This is a genomic window from Streptomyces gardneri, assembly GCF_006539185.1.
GTDB lineage: Bacteria > Actinomycetota > Actinomycetes > Streptomycetales > Streptomycetaceae > Streptomyces > Streptomyces gardneri.
Genome location: NZ_BJMN01000034.1, coordinates 21,323 through 40,088 on the forward strand (window position 1 = coordinate 21,323; position 18,766 = coordinate 40,088).

Consider the following 18,766-nt stretch of genomic DNA (forward strand, 5'->3'; position numbering starts at 1 on the left):
CCTGGACACAGCAACCGGGAACCATCGAAACCACTGGCACCACAGACAACGACGAGGATGGGCGAACGCGTGGGCGAGGCGGCAGACATTCAGGGAACCGGTCCCTCCCCTGCCCGCCGATGGCTGCGGCGCACCATCACGGTCGCCGTCGGCGCGCCGCTGCTCGCCGGGCTGCTCCAGGCCCCGACCGCCACACCGGCGGACGCCGCCGAGGAGGCCGCCGTCTCCAAGACCGTCGACGTGTCTCTCGACACGCTGTCTCCGACCGCACCTGTGGAAGGTGACACCGTCACCGTCTCGGGGACGGTCACCAACCGGGGCAAGAAGACCATCACCGATGCGACCGTGAATCTACGGGTCGGCCCGATGATGACGAGCCGCAGCGAGATCGACCAGGTGTCGGACCGCACCGGCTACCGCGGCGACAGCGACCCCGCTCCGCTCGCCGAGGCTCCCACCGTCAAGATCGCCCGCCTCGGTGCCGGGCTCAGCGCTGACTTCTCCCTCACGGTCCCGGTCTCCGAGCTCGGGCTCGACGAGTCGGGCGTCTACCAGCTCGGCGTCTCGCTCACCGGCCAGACCTCGAGCCAGCGCTACGACCGGGTCCTCGGCATCGAGCGGACGTTCCTGCCCTACCAGCCGGAAGCCACCGAGAAGAAGACCCAGCTCACCTACCTCTGGCCGCTGATCTCCTCGGCCCACGTCTCGGCGGAGACGGCCACGGACGATCAGCAGACCCCGGTCTTCGAGGACGACGCCCTGGCCGCCGAGCTACGTCCGGGCGGCCGTCTGGAGCAGATGGTCTCGCTGGGCAAGGACCTGCCGGTGACCTGGGTGATCGACCCGGACCTGCTGGCCACCGTCGACGCCATGGCCAACGGCTACCGCGTCAAGGACGGCACCGCCCACGTCCCGGGCAAGAACAAGGCCGTGGCCGAGCAGTGGCTGAACGCGCTGGAGAAGGCGGTCCAGGGCCGCAAGATCGTCGCCCTGCCGTTCGCCGACCCCGACCTCGCTTCCCTGGCCCACCGCGGCAAGGACGTCCCGGGCTCCCTCGGCCACCTCCAGTCGGCGACCTCGCTCGCGGAGACGACCGTCGAGACCGTCCTCCACGTCCAGCCGTCCACCGACTTCACCTGGCCGGTGGAAGGGGCCGTCGACCCCTCGATCGTGGCCGTCGCCACCTCGGCCGGCGCCAACAAGGTGATCGCCCGCAGCGACAGCGTCCGCGACGACCTCTCCTACACGCCGACGGCGGCCCGCCCCCTCGGCAACGGCAGCACGACGGCCGTCGTGAGCGACAAGCTTCTCTCCACCGCCTTCGAGGGCGACATGGTCCGCACGGAGAACTCGACCCTCGCGGTCCAGGAGTTCCTCGCGCAGTCACTCGCGATCACCCTGGAACAGCCGGAGCAGCAGCGCAGCGTCGTGGTCGCCCCGCAGCGGGTGCCGAGCGTCTCCCAGGCGCAGGCGATGGCGACCGCCCTGCGCGGCCTGGCGGCCCAGCGCTGGAGCCATCCGATCGACCTCCAGGCGGCGGCCGTGGCCAAGCCCGACCCGGACGCGTCCACCACGGTGCCCAGCGGCTCCCGGTACCCGAAGAAGCTGCGCGACCGGGAACTGCCCGTCCAGACCTTCCGCGACATGAAGACCACCCGCGACGAACTGGACGACTTCAAGATCGTCCTGACGCTCCCGGACCGTGTCGTGACCCCGTTCGGCAACGCGATCAACCGCGAGATGTCCACCTCCTGGCGCGGTCAGGCCAGGGCGGCCGCCGTCTACCGGAACGACGTCCAGCAGTACCTGCAGGACCTCACCGAGGGCATCCAGCTGGTCGACAAGTCGGACCTCACGCTGTCCGGCCGCAGTGCGACGATCCCCGTGACCGTCCAGAACAAGCTCCTGCAGGGCGTGGACGACCTGGTACTGCGCCTCACCTCGGGCAACGGAAACCGGCTGGAGCTGAACGGCAGGCGATACGCCGAGCTCCCCGTGAAGATCAACGCCGGGCACAGCCAGTCGGTGAAGTTCGAGGCGTCGGCCAACGTCAACGGCCAGGTCCCGATGACGGCCCAGCTCTACACCGCGGACGGCACCCCGTACGGGCAGCCGATGACCTTCAACGTCAAGGTCTCCGAGATCACCGCCACGGTGATGCTCGTGATCGCCGGCGGTGTGCTGCTCCTCGTCCTCGCCGGCGTGCGGATGTACAGCCAGCGCAAGCGGGTCGCGGCCAGGAAGGCCGAGACCGAGGAATCCGAGCCGGGCACGGAGACCGATCCCGAGGACACCGGGAACGGCGAGGACGTCGAGGACGACGAACCCGAGCAGCCGAGTGACCCGACACCGGACACCGGGTCCGAAAGCGGCGACCCGTCGGGCCCGGGTGAGAAAGTGGACCGTTGAGCGATGTCGTGGCCGGTCGGCCGGGGACGATGAGGTGGGGTAACCATGAACGCGCCGTACGACGGTGACCGCGGCCAGGGCGCGGGCGGCACCGCGCCGTCCGGTGGGACGCCCGCGGCACCCCCCGGTTCCGGGTATCCACCGGTGCCCCCCTCCGCTCAGCAGGGCGTCCCCGACCCGCACGGGCAGGACCCCTACGCGCAGAACCCGTACGCCCAGGACCCGTACGTCCAGGACGCCTTCACCCACGACCCGTACCGGGCCCAGGACCTCTCCGCGCAGGACCCGGTGACCGAGGCGCTCTACGACCGCGCCGCGCACCCGCCGCCCCCGCCCGGCACCTACCAGGAGCCCCAGCCGCTCTACCAGCAGCCCGCCACGCCCCAGCACGCCCCGGACCCCCGCGTGTGGGCGCAGACCCCGGCGCCCGAGCCCGACGGCCCCTCGCGTCACCTGCCGTACGGCGACGACGCCCGCACGGTGCAGTTCACCGGAGTCGACGACCTGGTGACCCGCGCCGGCGAGGAGCAGCCCGAGCCGGACGCGTTCGCGCACCTCTACCGGGACCAGCAGACGCCCGGCCAGGTGCCCCCGCCCGCCTCGGAGCCGGACCCCATGCCCGTTCCCGCCCCCGCGCCAAAGAAGTCCGGCCGCGCCTCCGGGCTGCTCAAGTCGAGCGCCGTGATGGCGGCCGGCACCCTGGTCTCCCGGCTCACCGGCTTCGTCCGCAGCCTGGTGATCACCGGTGCGCTCGGCGCCGCACTGCTCGGTGACACCTTCACCATCGCCTACACCCTGCCGACGATGATCTACATCCTCACCGTCGGCGGCGGCCTCAACTCGGTCTTCGTCCCCCAGCTCGTCCGCTCCATGAAGAACGACGAGGACGGCGGCGAGGCCTACGCCAACCGTCTGCTCACCCTGGTGATGGTGGCACTCGGTCTGATCGTCGTGGCGGCGGTCCTCGCCGCACCGGTGCTGGTCCGGCTGATGTCGAACACGATCGCCGACGACGCCGCGGCCAACAGCGTGGCCGTGACCTTCGCGCGCTACTGCCTGCCCACGATCTTCTTCATGGGTGTGCACGTGGTGATGGGCCAGATCCTCAACGCGCGCGGCAAGTTCGGCGCGATGATGTGGACGCCGGTCCTCAACAACATCGTCATGATCGTCACGTTCGGCCTGTTCATCTGGGTCTACGGCACCTCCGCCGAATCCCACATGGGCGTCCAGACCATTCCCGACGAGGGCATCCGCCTGCTCGGCATCGGCACGCTCCTCGGGCTCGTCGTGCAGGCGCTGGCGATGATCCCGTACCTCCGCGAGACGGGCTTCCGCTTCCGGCCCCGCTTCGACTGGAAGGGTCACGGGCTCGGCAAGACGGTGAAGCTCGCGAAGTGGACCGTCCTCTTCGTCCTCGCCAACCAGGCGGGCGTCCTGGTCGTCACCCAGCTGGCCACGGCCGCCGGTCAGGAGTCGGGGAAGAACGGCGCCGGCTTCCTCGCCTACTCCAACGCCCAGCTGATCTGGGGCATGCCGCAGGCCATCATCACCGTCTCCGTCATGGCCGCGCTGCTGCCGCGGATCTCCCGCGCCGCCCACGACGACGACCCGGGCGCCGTCCGCGACGACATCTCGCAGGGCCTGCGCAACTCGGCCGTCGCGATCGTCCCGGTCTCCTTCGCCTTCCTGGCCCTCGGCGTCCCGATGTGCACCCTGCTCTACGCCTCCAGCGGCGTCGAGGCCGCCCAGGGCATGGGCTTCATCCTGATGGCCTTCGGACTCGGCCTGATCCCCTACTCCGTCCAGTACGTCGTGCTCCGCGGCTTCTACGCCTACGAGGACACCCGGACGCCCTTCTACAACACGGTCATCGTCGCCGCCGTGAACGCGGCTGCCTCCGCCCTCTGTTACGTCCTCCTGCCCGCGCAGTGGGCCGTCGTCGGCATGGCCGCCTCCTACGGACTCGCCTACGCCGTCGGCGTCGGCATCGCATGGCGCCGCCTGCGCAAGCGCCTCGGCGGCGACCTGGACGGCACCCAGGTGATGCGGACCTACGCGCGACTCTGCATGGCCTCCGTGCCCGCGGCGATCGTGGCCGGCGCCGTCGGCTTCGGCCTGCTGAAGCTCCTGGGCGAGGGTGCCCTGGGCTCCCTCGTCGCCCTGCTCATCGGCGGAGCAGTCCTCCTGGGTGTCTTCTTCGTCGCGGCCAAGCGCATGCGGATCACGGAGCTGAACACCCTGGTCGGCATGGTGCGGGGACGCCTGGGACGCTGAATCGACGTCCCCGCACAACCATCGGCGGGGACCGCGTGTCGTGCATAGCGTCGGACTGTGGGCACAATTGGCATGGCTGTTGGAAGTGGCGCAACGGATGGGGAGGCAGGACGACGGTGGCGGAACGTAGCACGGCTGCCGTCGACGTGGCCGACAGCGGTGACGAGCCGCTGACCGCCAAGGCGGACAAGGCCGCGACCGACGGGGTGGCGACAACGCAGAAGATGGCGGAGAAGACCGCCGAGGCCACGGGGAGCAAGGCGGTCGAACGACAGAGCGGCGAACAGCCTTCCATCACGGCACCCGAACTGCACAGCGGTCACAAGCTGGCCAGACGGTACCGGCTGGAGGAGTGCGTCACTCGTCTGGACGGCTTCAGCAGTTGGCGTGCCGTCGACGAGAAACTGCGCCGTGCCGTAGGGGTCCATCTCCTGCCGGCCGACCACCCCCGGGCCCGCTCCGTCCTGGCAGCGGCCCGTTCCGCGGCGCTGCTCGGCGACCCCCGGTTCGTCCAAGTCCTCGACGCCGTCGAGGAGAACGACCTCGTGTACGTCGTGCACGAGTGGCTGCCCGACTCCACCGAGCTGACCGCGCTGCTCGCGACCGGCCCGATGGAGGCGCACGACGCCTACCAGCTCGTCAGCCAGGTCTCGCAGGCCATGGCCGCCGCCCATCGCGAAGGCCTCGCGCACCTCCGGCTCACCCCGAGCGCCGTCCTGCGCAGCTCCACCGGCCAGTACCGGATCCGCGGCCTCGCCGTGAACGCCGCCCTGCGCGGCATCACCGCCGAGCGCCCGCAGCGCACCGACACCGAGGCCATCGGCGCCCTGCTCTACGCCGCGCTCACCCAGCGCTGGCCGTACGACAGCGACGCCTACGGGCTCTCCGGCCTCCCCAAGGGCGTGGGGCTCCTCTCGCCCGACCAGGTCCGTGCCGGGGTCCACCGCGGCCTCTCCGAGATCGCCATGCGCGCCCTCGCCAACGACGGAGCCACCGCCTCCCGCCAGGACCGGCCCTGCACCACCCCGGACGAGCTGGCCAAGGCCGTCGCGGCGATGCCCCGCGTCAAGCCGCCGGAGCCGACGTTCCCCAGCCCGCCCGACTATCAGCGCACGACGTACCAGCAGGGCACGTACGGCCGCCCGCAGGCACGTCCCGTCGCCGCCACCCAGCCGGTCATCGCGCCGCCGGCCCCGCTCCAGAGCCGTACCGGCACCGCGCTGAAGTGGGCCGTCTCGGCCCTTCTGATCGCCGCCCTGGGCCTGGGCAGCTGGCAGATCGCCGACCGGCTCCTCGCCCCGGAGTCGACCACCAAGACGCCGGTCACGTCCCCCACGGTCGACGAGAAGCCCGAGCCGCCCAAGCCGGTCTCCATCGTGTCGGCCCAGGACTTCGACCCGCCCCCGCAGGGCAACGGCACGGAGAACCCCCAGGCCATACAGCTCGCCTACGACGGCGACCCCAACACCTACTGGCACACCGTGAACTACCGCGGTGTCGGCTTCGCCAACCTGAAGTCGGGCGTGGGTATGGTCCTCGATCTGGGCACGGCACAGAAGGTCAGCTCGGTCGACCTGTCGTTCCTGGGCAGCACCGAGGTGGAGCTCCGTACCGCGCCCTCCGATGCCTCTTCGGCACCGTCCACGCTCGACGGGTTCACGAGGCAGGCGTCCGGCACGGGCAGCAACGTGACACTGAAGCCCACCGAGCCGGTCACGACCCGATACGTTCTGGTCTGGCTGACGGAACTCCCCGCCAACGACGGGGGCTACCGCGGCAAGCTGGCCGAGATCAAGGTCTTGGGCTGACCACAGCACGGGGAGGGGCTCACCGTTGGACGCTCCGATAGACGAGTCCACAGGCGACCAGGAGCTCTTGGCGCGCCATGTCGCCGGGGACCCGGACGCCTTCAGTGAGCTTGTGCGGCGTCATCGCGACCGTCTGTGGGCGGTGGCCCTGCGCACGCTGGGAGACCGCGAGGAGGCCGCCGACGCCCTCCAGGACGCCCTGCTGTCCGCCTTCCGGGCCGCCCATACCTTCCGGGGCCAGTCGGCCGTCACGACCTGGCTCCACCGCATCACGGTGAACGCCTGTCTCGACCGTGCCCGCAAGGCCGCCTCCCGCAGAACCTCGCCCGTCGACGACACCGACCGGTTCGAGCAGCTCCTGGACCCCCACGAGTCGGCCGAGGCCCCAGCCGAGCGCCAGGACCTCCACCGGCAGGTCCTCGCGGCTCTCGCGCTGATCCCCGAGGACCAGCGCGCCGCACTCGTCCTCGTCGACATGCAGGGATACCCGGTCGCGGAGGCGGCACGTATCCTCGGCGTTCCCACCGGAACCGTGAAAAGCCGCTGCGCGCGGGGGCGGTCACGACTGCTGCCGATGGTCACTCATCTGCGCGCCGACACAGTGGGTAACGAGGCCACCGAAGGGGGAAGGAACCGGACGCCGGGGACATCCGTCCCACCGGTGCCGGGGCCGACGAATACCGGACCGACAGATCCAGCTGCTGTGAAGGGCGGAGGTGGGCGCGCGTGACTTCCACGACCGGCAAGGCCGACACGACACAGCACCCGGACGTCTCGGAGATCTCCGATCTGACCGAGGGGCTCCTGTCACCGAGCCGCTCCGCGGCCGTACGCCGCCACCTGGACGGCTGTCCCCTCTGCGCGGATGTCAGGACCTCTCTGGAGGAGATCCGGGGCCTCCTGGGCACGCTGCCCGGACCGCCCCGCATGCCCGCCGAGATCGCCGGCCGGATCGATGCCGCACTCGCCGCCGAAGCCCTCCTCCAGGCCACCGCGCCCGAGAGCGGCACCCCTGTTTCACGTGAAACATCGCGCCCTCGCACCGAGCCGCTCGCCTCCGGCGCTCCTTCCCCTGCCGCGGAGCGCCCCGCAGGCCGGCCGAGCGCGGCCACCGGGCCCGGCCGCCCCGGAAAGCCCCGTCGCCGCCGGATCGCCCTGGTCTCGACGATCGGCACCGCCTTCGCCGCCGCCGTCCTCGGTACGACCCTCCTCCTCAGCCAGGGCGGTGGCCAGACCGCCCACATCGCGGACGGAGCCAAGAAGGCGGACGCCGGCGCGGTGGCCATGAGCTCCTTCTCCGGGACGCCGGTCGAGGAACGCGTCCACGCGCTCCTGGGCGAGGCACCCGGCACGGCCAAGACCCCCCAGGGAATCGGCCCCGAATCGATGTCCGCGGAGAGCACCGCGGAGAGCCCCCAGCGCAACAGGGACAGTGCTGCCGTCCCCGGCTGCGTCCTGGCCGGCACGGGCCGCAGTGACGCCGTGCTCGCTCAGGAGCGGGGCGAGTACGAGGGCACACCCGCCTATCTGCTGGTCCTCGCAGACCCCGCGGACAGCACCCGCGTGCAGGCCTTCGTCCTCGACGCCTCCTGCGCCGACCGGCCCACGAGCACCGGAAGCCCCGCAGCCGACCTCCTGCTCAGCGAGACGTACCCGCGGTCCTGATCTCATGGGGTGACTCGGCCACGTGCCGCGCGGCAATCTCGGGAATGCATCCCCCGTAGGATCCGTTGGGTGGGGTGAGAGTGACCGAGACAACCGCCCCCGTAGGCAGTGGCAGTCTGCAGAGACGAGGAAGAAACCCGTGAGCGACGTCCGTAATGTGATCATCATCGGCTCGGGGCCCGCGGGTTACACCGCTGCGCTCTACACGGCCCGAGCGTCGCTGAACCCTCTGGTCTTCGAGGGTGCCGTCACCGCCGGTGGCGCCCTGATGAACACGACCGAGGTCGAGAACTTCCCCGGCTTCCGCGACGGCATCATGGGCCCGGACCTGATGGACAACATGCGGGCCCAGGCCGAGCGCTTCGGCGCCGAGCTCGTCCCCGACGACATCATCGCCGTGGACCTGACCGGTGACATCAAGACCGTCACCGACACCGCCGGCACCGTGCACCGCGCCAAGGCCGTCATCGTCACCACGGGCTCCCAGCACCGCAAGCTCGGCCTCCCCAACGAGGACGCGCTCTCGGGCCGCGGTGTCTCCTGGTGCGCCACCTGCGACGGGTTCTTCTTCAAGGACCAGGACATCGCCGTCGTCGGCGGTGGCGACACCGCGATCGAGGAGGCCACCTTCCTCTCGCGCTTCGCCAAGTCCGTCACGATCGTCCACCGCCGCGACACCCTGCGTGCCTCCAAGGCCATGCAGGAGCGTGCCTTCGCCGACCCGAAGATCTCGTTCGCCTGGGACAGCGAGGTCACCGCGATCCACGGCGAGCAGAAGCTCAGCGGCCTCACCCTGCGCGACACCAAGACCGGCGCGACCCGCGAGCTGGCCGTCACCGGCCTCTTCATCGCCGTGGGCCACGACCCGCGGACCGAGCTCTTCAAGGGCCAGCTGGAGCTGGACGACGAGGGTTACCTGAAGGTGGCCGCGCCGTCGACCCGTACGAACCTCACGGGTGTCTTCGGTGCGGGCGACGTCGTCGACCACACCTACCGTCAGGCCATCACGGCCGCCGGTACCGGTTGCTCCGCCGCGCTCGACGCCGAGCGCTTCCTGGCCGCCCTCGCCGACAGCGAGAAGCTGGCCGAGACCCCCGCGGTCTGACCCTCGCTCTTCCTGACTCCACACCCCGCGAAAAACAAGGAGGCCGCCGTGGCCCTGAAGACTGTGACCGACGCTTCCTTCGAAGAGGACGTCCTCAAGAGCGACAAGCCTGTCCTGGTGGACTTCTGGGCCGAGTGGTGCGGCCCGTGCCGCCAGATCGCCCCGTCGCTGGAGGCCATCGCCGCCGAGCACGGCGAGATCGAGATCGTGAAGCTCAACATCGACCAGAACCCGGCCACGGCTGCCAAGTACGGCGTCATGTCCATCCCGACGCTGAACGTCTACCAGGGCGGCGAGGTCGTGAAGACGATCGTCGGTGCCAAGCCGAAGGCCGCGATCCTGCGCGACCTGGCAGACTTCGTCGCGCCGGCGAACGGCTGACACGCTCTCTGTTTCACGTGAAACGTGAAACACGAAAGGCCCGCCCCTCCTGGGGCGGGCCTTTCTCGTGTCCCGAGGTCAGTCAGAGCGGTCGCAGCGCGGGCTCCTTCTGTACGGCGCCGAGAAGCCGATCCAGAGCCATCTCGACGTCCTCCTTCCAGGAGAGCGTCGTCCGGAGTTCCAGCCTCAGCCGGGGGAACGCATGGTGCGGCCGGACGGTCTTGAAGCCGACGGCAAGAAGGTGGTCGGCCGGCAGCACGCAGGCCGGCTCCTTCCACCGGGCGTCACCGAACGCCTCGATGGCCTTGAAGCCCCGCCGCATCACGTCCTTGGCCACGGTCTGCACGACCATCCGGCCCAACCCCTGGCCCTGGTATCCCGGCATGATCCAGGCCGTCATCAGCTGGACGGAGTCAGCCGCCACCGGACTGGTCGGGAAAGCCGTCGACCGCGGCACGTAGGCCGGGGGAGCGTAGAGGACGTAGCCGACCGGCACCTCGTCCACGTAGACCACCCGCCCGCAGGAACCCCACTCCAGGAGAACGGCGGAGATCCAGGCCTCCTTCTCCGTCTCCGGACGCCCCGCCTTCACGGCGGCCTCCCCACTCACCGGGTCGAGCTCCCAGAAGACACAGGAGCGACATCGCCGGGGCAGATCCGGAAGGTTGTCCAGCGTGAGCGGTACGAGCCGACGCCCCACGGCTTCCCCTCGCTTCCCTCGCCCTCGAGCACGGATACGCCTCTCAGAATCGTATCGACCGGTCGATCAAGGGGACACCGCTCCAAGGCAAAGGGCGGGCCGGACTCCGGTGATGACCGGAATCCGACCCGCCCTGGGCGGCCTCACACGCAGCGGGAACGTCAGCCCTGCTCGCCCTGCTGGGCGTTCTTCTGGTCCATGACCTTCCCCTCGCCGGGGGCGAGGGTCGAGAGGATCCGGTCCAGATCGTCCATCGACGCGAACTCGACGACGATCTTGCCCTTCTTCTGCCCCAGGTCGACCTTCACCCGGGTCTCGAAGCGGTCCGAGAGCCGGGAGGCGAGATCGGTCAGCGCGGGCGAGACACGTCCCCCGGCCCGGGGGCCCTTCGGCTTGACCGCGGCGGGCTCCTCGGAGCCCATGAGGCTCACGATCTCCTCGACCGTACGCACGGAAAGGCCCTCGGCCACGATCCGGTACGCCAGCTGGTCCTGGGCCTCCGCGTCCTCCACACCGAGCAGGGCCCGCGCGTGGCCGGCGGAGAGCACGCCGGCGGCGACCCTCCGCTGCACCGGCGGAGAGAGCCGCAGCAGACGCAGCGTGTTGGAGATCTGCGGTCGGGAACGCCCGATCCGCTCCGCGAGCTGGTCATGGGTGCAGCCGAAGTCCTTGAGCAGCTGCTCGTAGGCGTGGGCCTCTTCGATCGCGTTCAGCTGGGCCCGGTGGAGGTTCTCCAGGAGGGCGTCCAGGAGCATCTTCTCGTCGTCGGTGTCCCGGACGATCGCCGGGATCCGCTCCAGACCGGCGGTCGTCGATGCCCGCAGACGCCGCTCGCCCATGACGAGCTCGTAGCGCTCGTCACCGAGCTTGCGCACGACGACCGGCTGGAGCAGGCCCACCTCCTTGATGGAGATGACGAGCTCCGCCAGGGCGTCCTCGTCGAAGACCTCACGCGGCTGATGCCGGTTGGGAACGATGGCCTCGATCGGAAGCTCGGTGAAGTAGGCCCCACCCTGGACCTCCGGGAGAGCCACCTCCGCGGCCTCGCCCCACGACACGTCCGAGTCGGGGGACGGGCTGCTGTGCGGGAGCGTCGCGAGCTTCGCGGCGGCCACGCCCCGCTCCGAGGGCAGCCCGGGGACCGCGCCGGAGGAGGACGCGCCCACCCCGATGCCGACCGCCGGAACCTTCTGTTCCTGCGGGGCGGCGGGGATCAGCGCACCGAGCCCACGTCCCAATCCCCTAGGTCGCTTGCTCACTGGATCCCCTCCGACATGCTGCGCTGGTTGTTCTGGTGCCCTGCATGGGCGTGCTGCGGGTCGTAGTGCATGGCAGCACCCCGCAGGGCGATCTCACGGGCGGCCTCCAGATACGACAGGGCGCCGCTGGAGCCCGGGTCGTAGGTGAGAACCGTCTGGCCGTAACTCGGCGCCTCCGAGATACGGACGGACCTCGGAATGCTGGTCCGCAGCACCTCCTCGGCGAAGTGCGTGCGCACCTCTTCGGCGACCTGGGAGGCGAGCCTCGTCCGGCCGTCGTACATGGTGAGCAGGATGGTCGAGACATGGAGCCCGGGGTTCAGGTGTCCCCGGACCAGCTCGACGTTCCGCAGAAGCTGACCGAGCCCTTCCAGCGCGTAGTACTCGCACTGGATCGGGATCAGGACTTCGGCGCCCGCCACCATGGCGTTCACCGTGAGGAGGCCTAGTGAGGGCGGGCAGTCGATCAGGATGTAGTCGAGCGGCTGCTCGTAGGCCTGGATCGCCCGCTGCAGGCGGCTCTCACGGGCCACCAGCGACACCAGCTCGATCTCCGCACCGGCGAGATCGATGGTGGCGGGGGCGCAGAAGAGGCCCTCGACATCCAGGACCGGCTGCACCACCTCGGAGAGCGGCCGGCTGTCCACCAGTACGTCGTAGATCGAGGGGACCTCGGCGTGGTGGTCGATGCCGAGCGCCGTGGAAGCGTTGCCCTGCGGGTCCAGGTCGATGACCAGGACCCGGGCACCGTGCAGGGCCAGGGAGGCGGCAAGGTTGACGGTCGTGGTCGTCTTGCCCACGCCGCCCTTCTGATTGGCGACCACCATCACGCGCGTCTGGGCCGGTCGGGGAAGTCCCTCACCGGCACGACCCAGGGCTTCTACTGCCAGTTGGGCAGCACGACCAATGGGGGTGTCGTCCATCGGGGGCAATGTTTCACGTGAAACATCCTCCCCCACCGATTCGGTTCGGGGACCGGGGACCGGATCGGTCATCGGTCCCGCGATGTTGGCGTCGGACCGCAAGGATTCACTCTCCTCGGCTTCAGGCTCGCGATGAGCAGAGCCTGCCATGCTTTCGGGGTCGTGAACCAGCGAGGTCGGTGGTTCTGTGGGTGAATCCACCTCAGTGGACAACTCCGTAACCCTCGCGAGTGGCTTCACGCGAGGCTTACGGTCCCGGGGCGTGGCAGCCGCGCGACCGCGGCTGATGATCCCCTGCAGCAGGGAGTGACGTTTCACGTGAAACACCATGCCCCTGCTGCACGGTCGGAGCCGTTCGACACTCCGAAATGGTACGTATGCGACGCTCAGCGGCGTCGACGGGTCTTGCTGGTCCGGGCGGCCTTGGCGCGCTTGGCCGCGAACCGCACACCACCAGGGCTCTCGCCGACTTCGACCCGGACGACCGTGGACAGCGGATCGACGATCCCCTCGCCCACGTGCAGCACCGAGGTCTCCACCACACCGAGCCTGGAGAGCGCGGCGCGGGCGCCGTTGAGCTCCTCCTCCGCGGTGTCGCCCTTGAGGGCCAGCATCTCGCCGTACGGGCGGAGCAGGGGAACGCCCCAGCCGGCCAGCCGGTCCAGCGGGGCCACCGCGCGAGCGGTCACCACGTGGACGGGGGTGATCTTGCCGAGCATCTCCTCCGCGCGACCACGGACCACGGTCACATGGTCGAGGCCCAGCAGCTCGACGACTTCCTGGAGGAAGTTCGTCCGGCGCAGAAGCGGCTCCAGAAGAGTGATCTTGAGGTCGGGCCGGACCAGAGCCAGCGGGATGCCGGGAAGACCGGCGCCCGAGCCCACATCACAGACCGTGACGCCCTCGGGGACGACCTCCGAGAGGACGGCACAGTTCAGCATGTGCCGCTCCCACAGCCGCGGGACCTCGCGCGGGCCGATCAGGCCGCGCTTCACACCCGCGTCCGCGAGAAGCTCCGCGTACCGCACGGCCTCCGGGAAGTACTCACCGAAAACTGTGCGCGCCTGCTCCGGCGCCTCCGGGAGCTCCGCTGCCTCCGTCACGGGAACCGTCCTTCCGTACCGCACGCAATCCCTGCGAGCGCACTGTGGTGGCTGACTATCAGGCTGACAAAGATCGGCCCCGCCTGCGAACAGACGGGGCCGACACTACGAGAAGGATCAGGCCGGAAGTACGACGACGAAGCGCTGCGGCTCCTCGCCCTCGGACTCACTGCGCAGACCGGCGGCGGCGATCGCGTCGTGCACGACCTTGCGCTCGAACGGGGTCATCGGGTCCAGCTTGACCGGCTGCCCGCTGGACTTCACCTCGTCCGCGGCCTTGGCGCCCAGCTCGGCGAGCTCGGTGCGCTTCTGGGCGCGGAAACCGGCGATGTCGAGCATGAGCCGGCTGCGGTCACCGGTCTCACGGTGCACGGCCAGGCGGGTCAGCTCCTGGAGAGCCTCCAGGACCTCACCGTCGCGACCCACGAGCTTCTGCAGGTCGCGGCTGCTGGAGTCGCTGACGATCGAGACCGCGGCGCGGTCCGCCTCGACGTCCATGTCGATGTCGCCGTCGAGGTCGGCGATGTCGAGGAGACCCTCGAGGTAGTCGGCCGCGATCTCACCCTCCTGCTCCAGGCGGGTCAGGGTGTCGCCACCCTCGGCGGCGGAGGTGATGCCTTCCGTCACGGATGGTCTCCTTCTTACTTCTTGGACGACGGGTGCTTGGGCCGCTGCTGGCCCTTGCGCTGACCGGACTTGCCCTGGCGGGAGCCTCCGGAGTTGGCGCGGGGACGCGCGGGCTTGTCGCCCTGCGCCTGGTCCTTCGCCTCGTCCTTCGTCTCGACCTCAGCGTCGGCCTTCGCCGAACCCTGCGGCTTCTTCTCCAGCGAGGTGGTCGCCTGCTCGGCGGCCGGCTCGGAGCCTTCCTCGGCGTCCTTCGTCACGGCCTGCTGTGCTGCGGCGGCCTGGCGCTGGGCCTTGGTCTGGCGCTTGGGCTGCTGCCGCTTGGCGGCGGCGCCGCTCTCGGTCTCGGCCACGATCGTGTCGCTCTTGATCACGGTGCCGTCGGCCTGGGCCGCGAAGCCGGCCTTGGACAGACCCGTGAAGAAGCGGCGCTCGTTCTCGTTGCGGTCGCCGCCCTTGGCGACGATGACCTTGACGACGCTCTTCCGGCGGCGGCCCTTGACCTCACCGTGGTGCGTGACGCTCTTCAGCAGACGTCCCAGGTAGGCGTCCTGCGCCTTGCTGCCCGGGGTCGGGTTCTGGTTGATCACGTACATCTGCTGGCCCATGGTCCACACGTTGGTGGTCAGCCAGTAGACGAGGACACCGACGGGGAAGTTGATACCCATGACGGCGAAGATCACCGGGAAGATGTACATCAGCATCTTCTGCTGCTGCATGTACGGGGTCTTCACCGAGAGGTCGACGTTCTTCATCATCAGCTGGCGCTGCGTGAAGAACTGCGAGGCCGACATCATCACGATCATGACCGCGGTGACGATGCGGACCGAGGTCAGCGAAGCGTCGAGAGCGGCCACCTCGGCAGCGGTGTCCGTGAACTTCGAGGCCAGCGGGGCGCCGAAGATGTGTGCCTGACGGGCGCTGGCGAGCAGCGGGCCGTCGATGACACCGATCTCCTTGCCCGAGGCGATCGAGGACAGCACGTGGTACAGAGCGAAGAAGAACGGCGACTGCGCCAGGATGGGAAGGCACGAGGAGAGCGGGTTGGTACCCGTCTCCTTGTACAGCTTCATCATCTCTTCGGACTGACGCTGCTTGTCGCTCTTGTAGCGCTCCTGGATCGCCTTCATCTTCGGCTGGAGCGCCTGCATGTTCCGGGTCGACTTGATCTGCTTGACGAACAGCGGGATCAGGCAGATACGGATCAGCACCACGAGGGACACGATGGACAGGCCCCAGGCCCAGCCCGTGTCAGGGCCGAAGATCGCCCCGTACACCTTGTGGAACTGGACGATCACCCATGAGACAGGTGTCGTGATGAAGCTGAACAGACTGGCAATCGTGTCCACTAATCAGGCTCCTTGAGCATTGGGCGAGGTCTCGGCGGCCGGGCTCGGCTCGGCGGTGGACCCGCCCTTGTCGCCGCGCAGCGCGTTCCTCAGCATTTCGTGCCAGCGAGGACGCTTCCGCGGGGGGACATGGTCCACACCGCCGGGCGACCACGGGTTGCACCGCAGGATGCGCCAGGCGGTCAGGGCCGTGCCCTTGATCGCGCCATGCCGGTCGATGGCCGTGAATCCGTAGTGGGAACACGACGGGTAGTACCGGCAGACAGGCCCCAGAAGAGGGCTGATCGTCCACTGGTACAGCTTGATGAGAGCCAGCAGCGGGTACTTCATCGCGCGCCCCCTCCCAGCAACCGCTGAAAAGCGGCGTCCAGGTCTCGGGCCAGCTGTGCGTGATCGGCGTCACCGGCTCCGGGCAACGCCCGTACGACCACCAGGCTACCGGGGGGCAGCTCGATGAGTCGGTCTCGGAGGAGATGGCGCAGGCGACGCTTCACCTGGTTGCGTACGACCGCACCGCCTACGGCCTTGCTCACGACGAAACCCGCACGCGTCGGGGGAGCGCTCTCCCCAGGCGCGTGCGGGTCCGTTGCACCGCTGCGTAGGTGGACGACGAGGAGCGGGCGACCGGCCCGGCGACCTCGGCGTACCGCGGTTGCGAAGTCCTCGCGCCGCCTCAGCCGATTCTCGGTAGGCAGCACGTCATGACCTGTTTAAGTGGATCAGGCGGACAGGCTCGAGCGACCCTTGCCACGGCGGTTCGCCAGGATGGCACGGCCGGCGCGGGTACGCATGCGCAGGCGGAAGCCGTGGGTCTTCGCGCGACGACGGTTGTTCGGCTGGAAGGTGCGCTTGCTCACTCGGGGGCTCCAGAAATGATTCGGGTGGTGGCGGGACATCGCCTGGCTGTCACCGTGCGCCCACGAGTAGCTCGTAACGCCCGATAGCACCGCTTCGCGACCACAGAATCGTGATCTTTGCCCATCGGAGGCAGGCGGCAGCAGCCATCGACAACTCGACCTGGTCACGGTACGCGCGGCTACGCCATCCGGTCAAACCGACCTGTCGCCATGGTCCATTATGCACAGGCTGTGGACAACAACTTGAACCACGTCAGCCGCCCCGACTACCGTGGTGAGACTCCACAGTCTTTTCCGTTCTGTCCTGCCCTGTCCTCACGGACCCGTAGAAAGCGTGCCCCGTGGCTGACGTACCTGCCGATCTTGCCGCAGTGTGGCCACGCGTCCTCGAGCAGCTCCTCGGCGAGGGACAGCAGGGGATCGAGGCCAAGGACAAGCAGTGGATCGAGCGCTGCCAGCCGCTGGCCCTCGTCGCGGACACCGCCCTTCTCGCCGTGCCCAACGAGTGGGGCAAGCGCGTCCTCGAAGGCCGGCTCGCCCCGCTGATCAGCGAGACCCTGAGCCGTGAGTGCGGCCGCCCGATCCGGATCGCGATCACCGTCGACGACTCCGTCGGCGAGCCGACCCCGCCCGCGCCTCCCGTGCAGCAGCCCCGCTACGACGAGCGGCCGCAGCCCGAGCCGTACGAGAAGTACGAAGGCTACGGTCACCGTCCGATGCCCGACGACGGGCTGCCCACCGCGCGCCCGGCCTACCCGGACTACCAGCAGCCGCAGCGGCCCGACCCCGGCGCCTGGCCGCGCACCCAGGAGGACCTGTCCTGGCAGCAGCCGCGGCTCGGCGGCTACCAGGAGCGCGCGCCGTACACCGGTCCGGAGCAGTCCCGGCAGACGCATTACGACGAGCCCCCGCGGGGCTACGAGCAGCCGCAGCGGCCCGAGCGCGCCGAGCTGCCCGACCCGCAGGGCCCCGGCGCTCGCCCCGGCCCCCGGCCGGGCGGCGGTCCGATGCACGGCGCTCCCGGTTCCTCCTCCTCGGGGCAGGGCGCCGGCGCGCCGGGTGAGCAGCACGCGCGGCTGAACCCCAAGTACCTCTTCGACACCTTCGTCATCGGTTCCTCGAACCGCTTCGCGCACGCCGCAGCCGTCGCCGTGGCCGAGGCGCCGGCGAAGGCGTACAACCCGCTCTTCATCTACGGGGAGTCGGGGCTCGGCAAGACCCACCTGCTGCACGCGATCGGGCACTACGCGCGGAGCCTCTATCCCGGCACGCGCGTGCGGTACGTGAGCTCCGAGGAGTTCACCAACGAGTTCATCAACTCGATCCGCGACGGCAAGGGCGACGCCTTCCGCAAGCGCTACCGCGATGTGGACATCCTGCTCGTCGACGACATCCAGTTCCTCGCGAGCAAGGAGTCGACGCAGGAGGAGTTCTTCCACACCTTCAACACGCTGCACAACGCCAACAAGCAGATCGTGCTCTCCTCGGACCGGCCGCCCAAGCAGCTGGTGACCCTGGAGGACCGGCTCCGCAACCGCTTCGAGTGGGGTCTCACCACCGACGTGCAGCCGCCGGAACTGGAGACGCGGATCGCGATCCTCCGCAAGAAGGCGGTGCAGGAGCAGCTCAACGCCCCGCCGGAGGTGCTGGAGTTCATCGCCTCCCGGATCTCGCGGAACATCCGCGAGCTGGAGGGGGCGCTGATCCGGGTGACGGCTTTCGCGAGCCTCAACCGGCAGCCGGTGGACCTGGGGCTCACCGAGATCGTCCTCAAGGACCTGATCCCCGGCGGCGAGGACAGCTCTCCGGAGATCACCGCGCCGGCGATCATGGCGGCCACCGCCGACTACTTCGGGCTGACGGTGGAGGACCTCTGCGGATCGTCGCGCAGCCGCGTCCTGGTGACGGCGCGGCAGATCGCCATGTACCTGTGCCGTGAGCTGACGGACTTGTCGCTGCCGAAGATCGGCGCGCAGTTCGGCGGCCGCGACCATACGACGGTGATGCACGCGGACCGGAAGATCCGTGCCCTGATGGCGGAGCGGCGCTCCATCTACAACCAGGTCACCGAGCTCACGAACCGCATCAAGAACGGCTGACGGACCGCCACGACAGCAGTGCCTAAAGGGCGCCCCGGGACCACTCCTGGGGCGCCCTTTAGGCGTTCTCGAACCCGCTCCGGGGAGCTCTCCAACCCGCTCTGGGGCGCTCTTGCACCCGTTCCGGGGCGGTCTCGAACCCGCTCCGGGGGCGCCCCTGTTCGCTGTGCACAGCTGTGTACGAGCGCGGGGTGTTCGATTACTCCG

At 69.5% G+C, this 18,766-nt stretch carries 17 protein-coding genes; 8 read left to right on the forward strand and 9 right to left on the reverse strand.

Translation table 11 applies throughout. The features are described 5' to 3' along the window. Positions 1 to 69 precede the first annotated feature (69 nt). The 7 genes from SGA01_RS25320 to trxA all read left to right on the forward strand — a co-directional run bounded on the left by SGA01_RS25320 (position 70) and on the right by trxA (position 9,645). Positions 70 to 2,409, forward strand: coding sequence for a DUF6049 family protein (locus tag SGA01_RS25320; protein WP_174867477.1), 2,340 nt, complete (start codon positions 70 to 72; stop codon positions 2,407 to 2,409). A gap of 45 nt (positions 2,410 to 2,454) precedes the next feature. Further along, entirely contained in the window at positions 2,455 to 4,686 is a 2,232-nt protein-coding gene (murJ, locus tag SGA01_RS25325; RefSeq protein WP_141298757.1) for a murein biosynthesis integral membrane protein MurJ, read from the forward strand. 116 nt (positions 4,687 to 4,802) lie between these two features. Further along, positions 4,803 to 6,494 carry a protein kinase family protein gene (locus tag SGA01_RS25330; protein WP_141298759.1) on the forward strand — a complete coding sequence of 564 codons (1,692 nt, stop codon included), beginning with the start codon at positions 4,803 to 4,805 and terminating at the stop codon, positions 6,492 to 6,494. A gap of 25 nt (positions 6,495 to 6,519) precedes the next feature. Then, a complete protein-coding gene (sigM, locus tag SGA01_RS25335; protein WP_174867479.1) occupies positions 6,520 to 7,224 on the forward strand; it encodes an RNA polymerase sigma factor SigM in 705 nt (234 codons plus the stop codon). Then, complete coding sequence (locus SGA01_RS25340; RefSeq protein WP_141298761.1) at positions 7,221 to 8,159, forward strand: RsmA family anti-sigma factor; 939 nt, start codon at positions 7,221 to 7,223, stop codon at positions 8,157 to 8,159. The genes sigM and SGA01_RS25340 overlap by 4 nt, the downstream gene beginning before the upstream one ends. Before the next feature lie 139 nt (positions 8,160 to 8,298). Then, positions 8,299 to 9,264 (forward strand): thioredoxin-disulfide reductase, encoded by a 966-nt coding sequence (trxB, locus tag SGA01_RS25345; protein WP_055642448.1) that lies wholly within the window; start codon positions 8,299 to 8,301, stop codon positions 9,262 to 9,264. A gap of 48 nt (positions 9,265 to 9,312) precedes the next feature. Beyond that, positions 9,313 to 9,645 carry a thioredoxin gene (trxA, locus tag SGA01_RS25350; protein WP_141298763.1) on the forward strand — a complete coding sequence of 111 codons (333 nt, stop codon included), beginning with the start codon at positions 9,313 to 9,315 and terminating at the stop codon, positions 9,643 to 9,645. 82 nt (positions 9,646 to 9,727) lie between these two features. Here the strand turns inward: trxA and SGA01_RS25355 are convergent, their stop codons facing one another. From SGA01_RS25355 to rpmH, 9 genes are all read right to left on the reverse strand, one after another. Further along, complete coding sequence (locus SGA01_RS25355; RefSeq protein ID WP_141298765.1) at positions 9,728 to 10,345, reverse strand: GNAT family N-acetyltransferase; 618 nt, start codon at positions 10,343 to 10,345, stop codon at positions 9,728 to 9,730. A 161-nt stretch (positions 10,346 to 10,506) separates the two neighbouring features. Next, on the reverse strand, positions 10,507 to 11,604 hold the full coding sequence (locus SGA01_RS25360; protein ID WP_141298767.1) for a ParB/RepB/Spo0J family partition protein: 1,098 nt from the start codon (positions 11,602 to 11,604) through the stop codon (positions 10,507 to 10,509). Beyond that, complete coding sequence (locus tag SGA01_RS25365; RefSeq protein WP_079037504.1) at positions 11,601 to 12,677, reverse strand: ParA family protein; 1,077 nt, start codon at positions 12,675 to 12,677, stop codon at positions 11,601 to 11,603. The genes SGA01_RS25360 and SGA01_RS25365 overlap by 4 nt, the downstream gene beginning before the upstream one ends. Positions 12,678 to 12,913: 236 nt before the next feature. Then, the gene (gene rsmG, locus SGA01_RS25370; RefSeq protein WP_055642453.1) at positions 12,914 to 13,630 is read right to left on the reverse strand and encodes a 16S rRNA (guanine(527)-N(7))-methyltransferase RsmG; all 717 of its coding nucleotides are present in this window, start codon (positions 13,628 to 13,630) and stop codon (positions 12,914 to 12,916) included. Positions 13,631 to 13,747: 117 nt separating this feature from the next. Next, a complete protein-coding gene (locus SGA01_RS25375; RefSeq protein ID WP_141298769.1) occupies positions 13,748 to 14,257 on the reverse strand; it encodes a Jag family protein in 510 nt (169 codons plus the stop codon). 14 nt (positions 14,258 to 14,271) lie between these two features. After that, positions 14,272 to 15,603, reverse strand: a complete 1,332-nt coding sequence (gene yidC / locus SGA01_RS25380; RefSeq protein ID WP_141298771.1) for a membrane protein insertase YidC — start codon at positions 15,601 to 15,603, stop codon at positions 14,272 to 14,274. Positions 15,604 to 15,606: 3 nt separating this feature from the next. Continuing rightward, a complete protein-coding gene (yidD, locus tag SGA01_RS25385; RefSeq protein ID WP_057950483.1) occupies positions 15,607 to 15,933 on the reverse strand; it encodes a membrane protein insertion efficiency factor YidD in 327 nt (108 codons plus the stop codon). Then, complete coding sequence (gene rnpA, locus SGA01_RS25390) at positions 15,930 to 16,301, reverse strand: ribonuclease P protein component (protein ID WP_079037505.1); 372 nt, start codon at positions 16,299 to 16,301, stop codon at positions 15,930 to 15,932. The genes yidD and rnpA overlap by 4 nt, the downstream gene beginning before the upstream one ends. Positions 16,302 to 16,322: 21 nt before the next feature. Beyond that, positions 16,323 to 16,460 carry a 50S ribosomal protein L34 gene (rpmH, locus tag SGA01_RS25395; RefSeq protein WP_003967884.1) on the reverse strand — a complete coding sequence of 46 codons (138 nt, stop codon included), beginning with the start codon at positions 16,458 to 16,460 and terminating at the stop codon, positions 16,323 to 16,325. A gap of 341 nt (positions 16,461 to 16,801) precedes the next feature. On the opposite strand from rpmH, the gene dnaA reads away from it, so the two are divergent. Beyond that, entirely contained in the window at positions 16,802 to 18,559 is a 1,758-nt protein-coding gene (gene dnaA / locus SGA01_RS25400; RefSeq protein WP_079037506.1) for a chromosomal replication initiator protein DnaA, read from the forward strand. Positions 18,560 to 18,766 lie beyond the last annotated feature (207 nt).

Coding starts and splice junctions, on each gene's coding strand:
- SGA01_RS25365 (WP_079037504.1), bottom strand. CDS start 12,677: ATGGCAGGCTCTGCTCATCGCGAGCCTGAAGCCGAGGAGAGTGAATCC.
- murJ (WP_141298757.1), top strand. CDS start 2,455: ATGAACGCGCCGTACGACGGTGACCGCGGCCAGGGCGCGGGCGGCACC.
- yidD (WP_057950483.1), bottom strand. CDS start 15,933: ATGAAGTACCCGCTGCTGGCTCTCATCAAGCTGTACCAGTGGACGATC.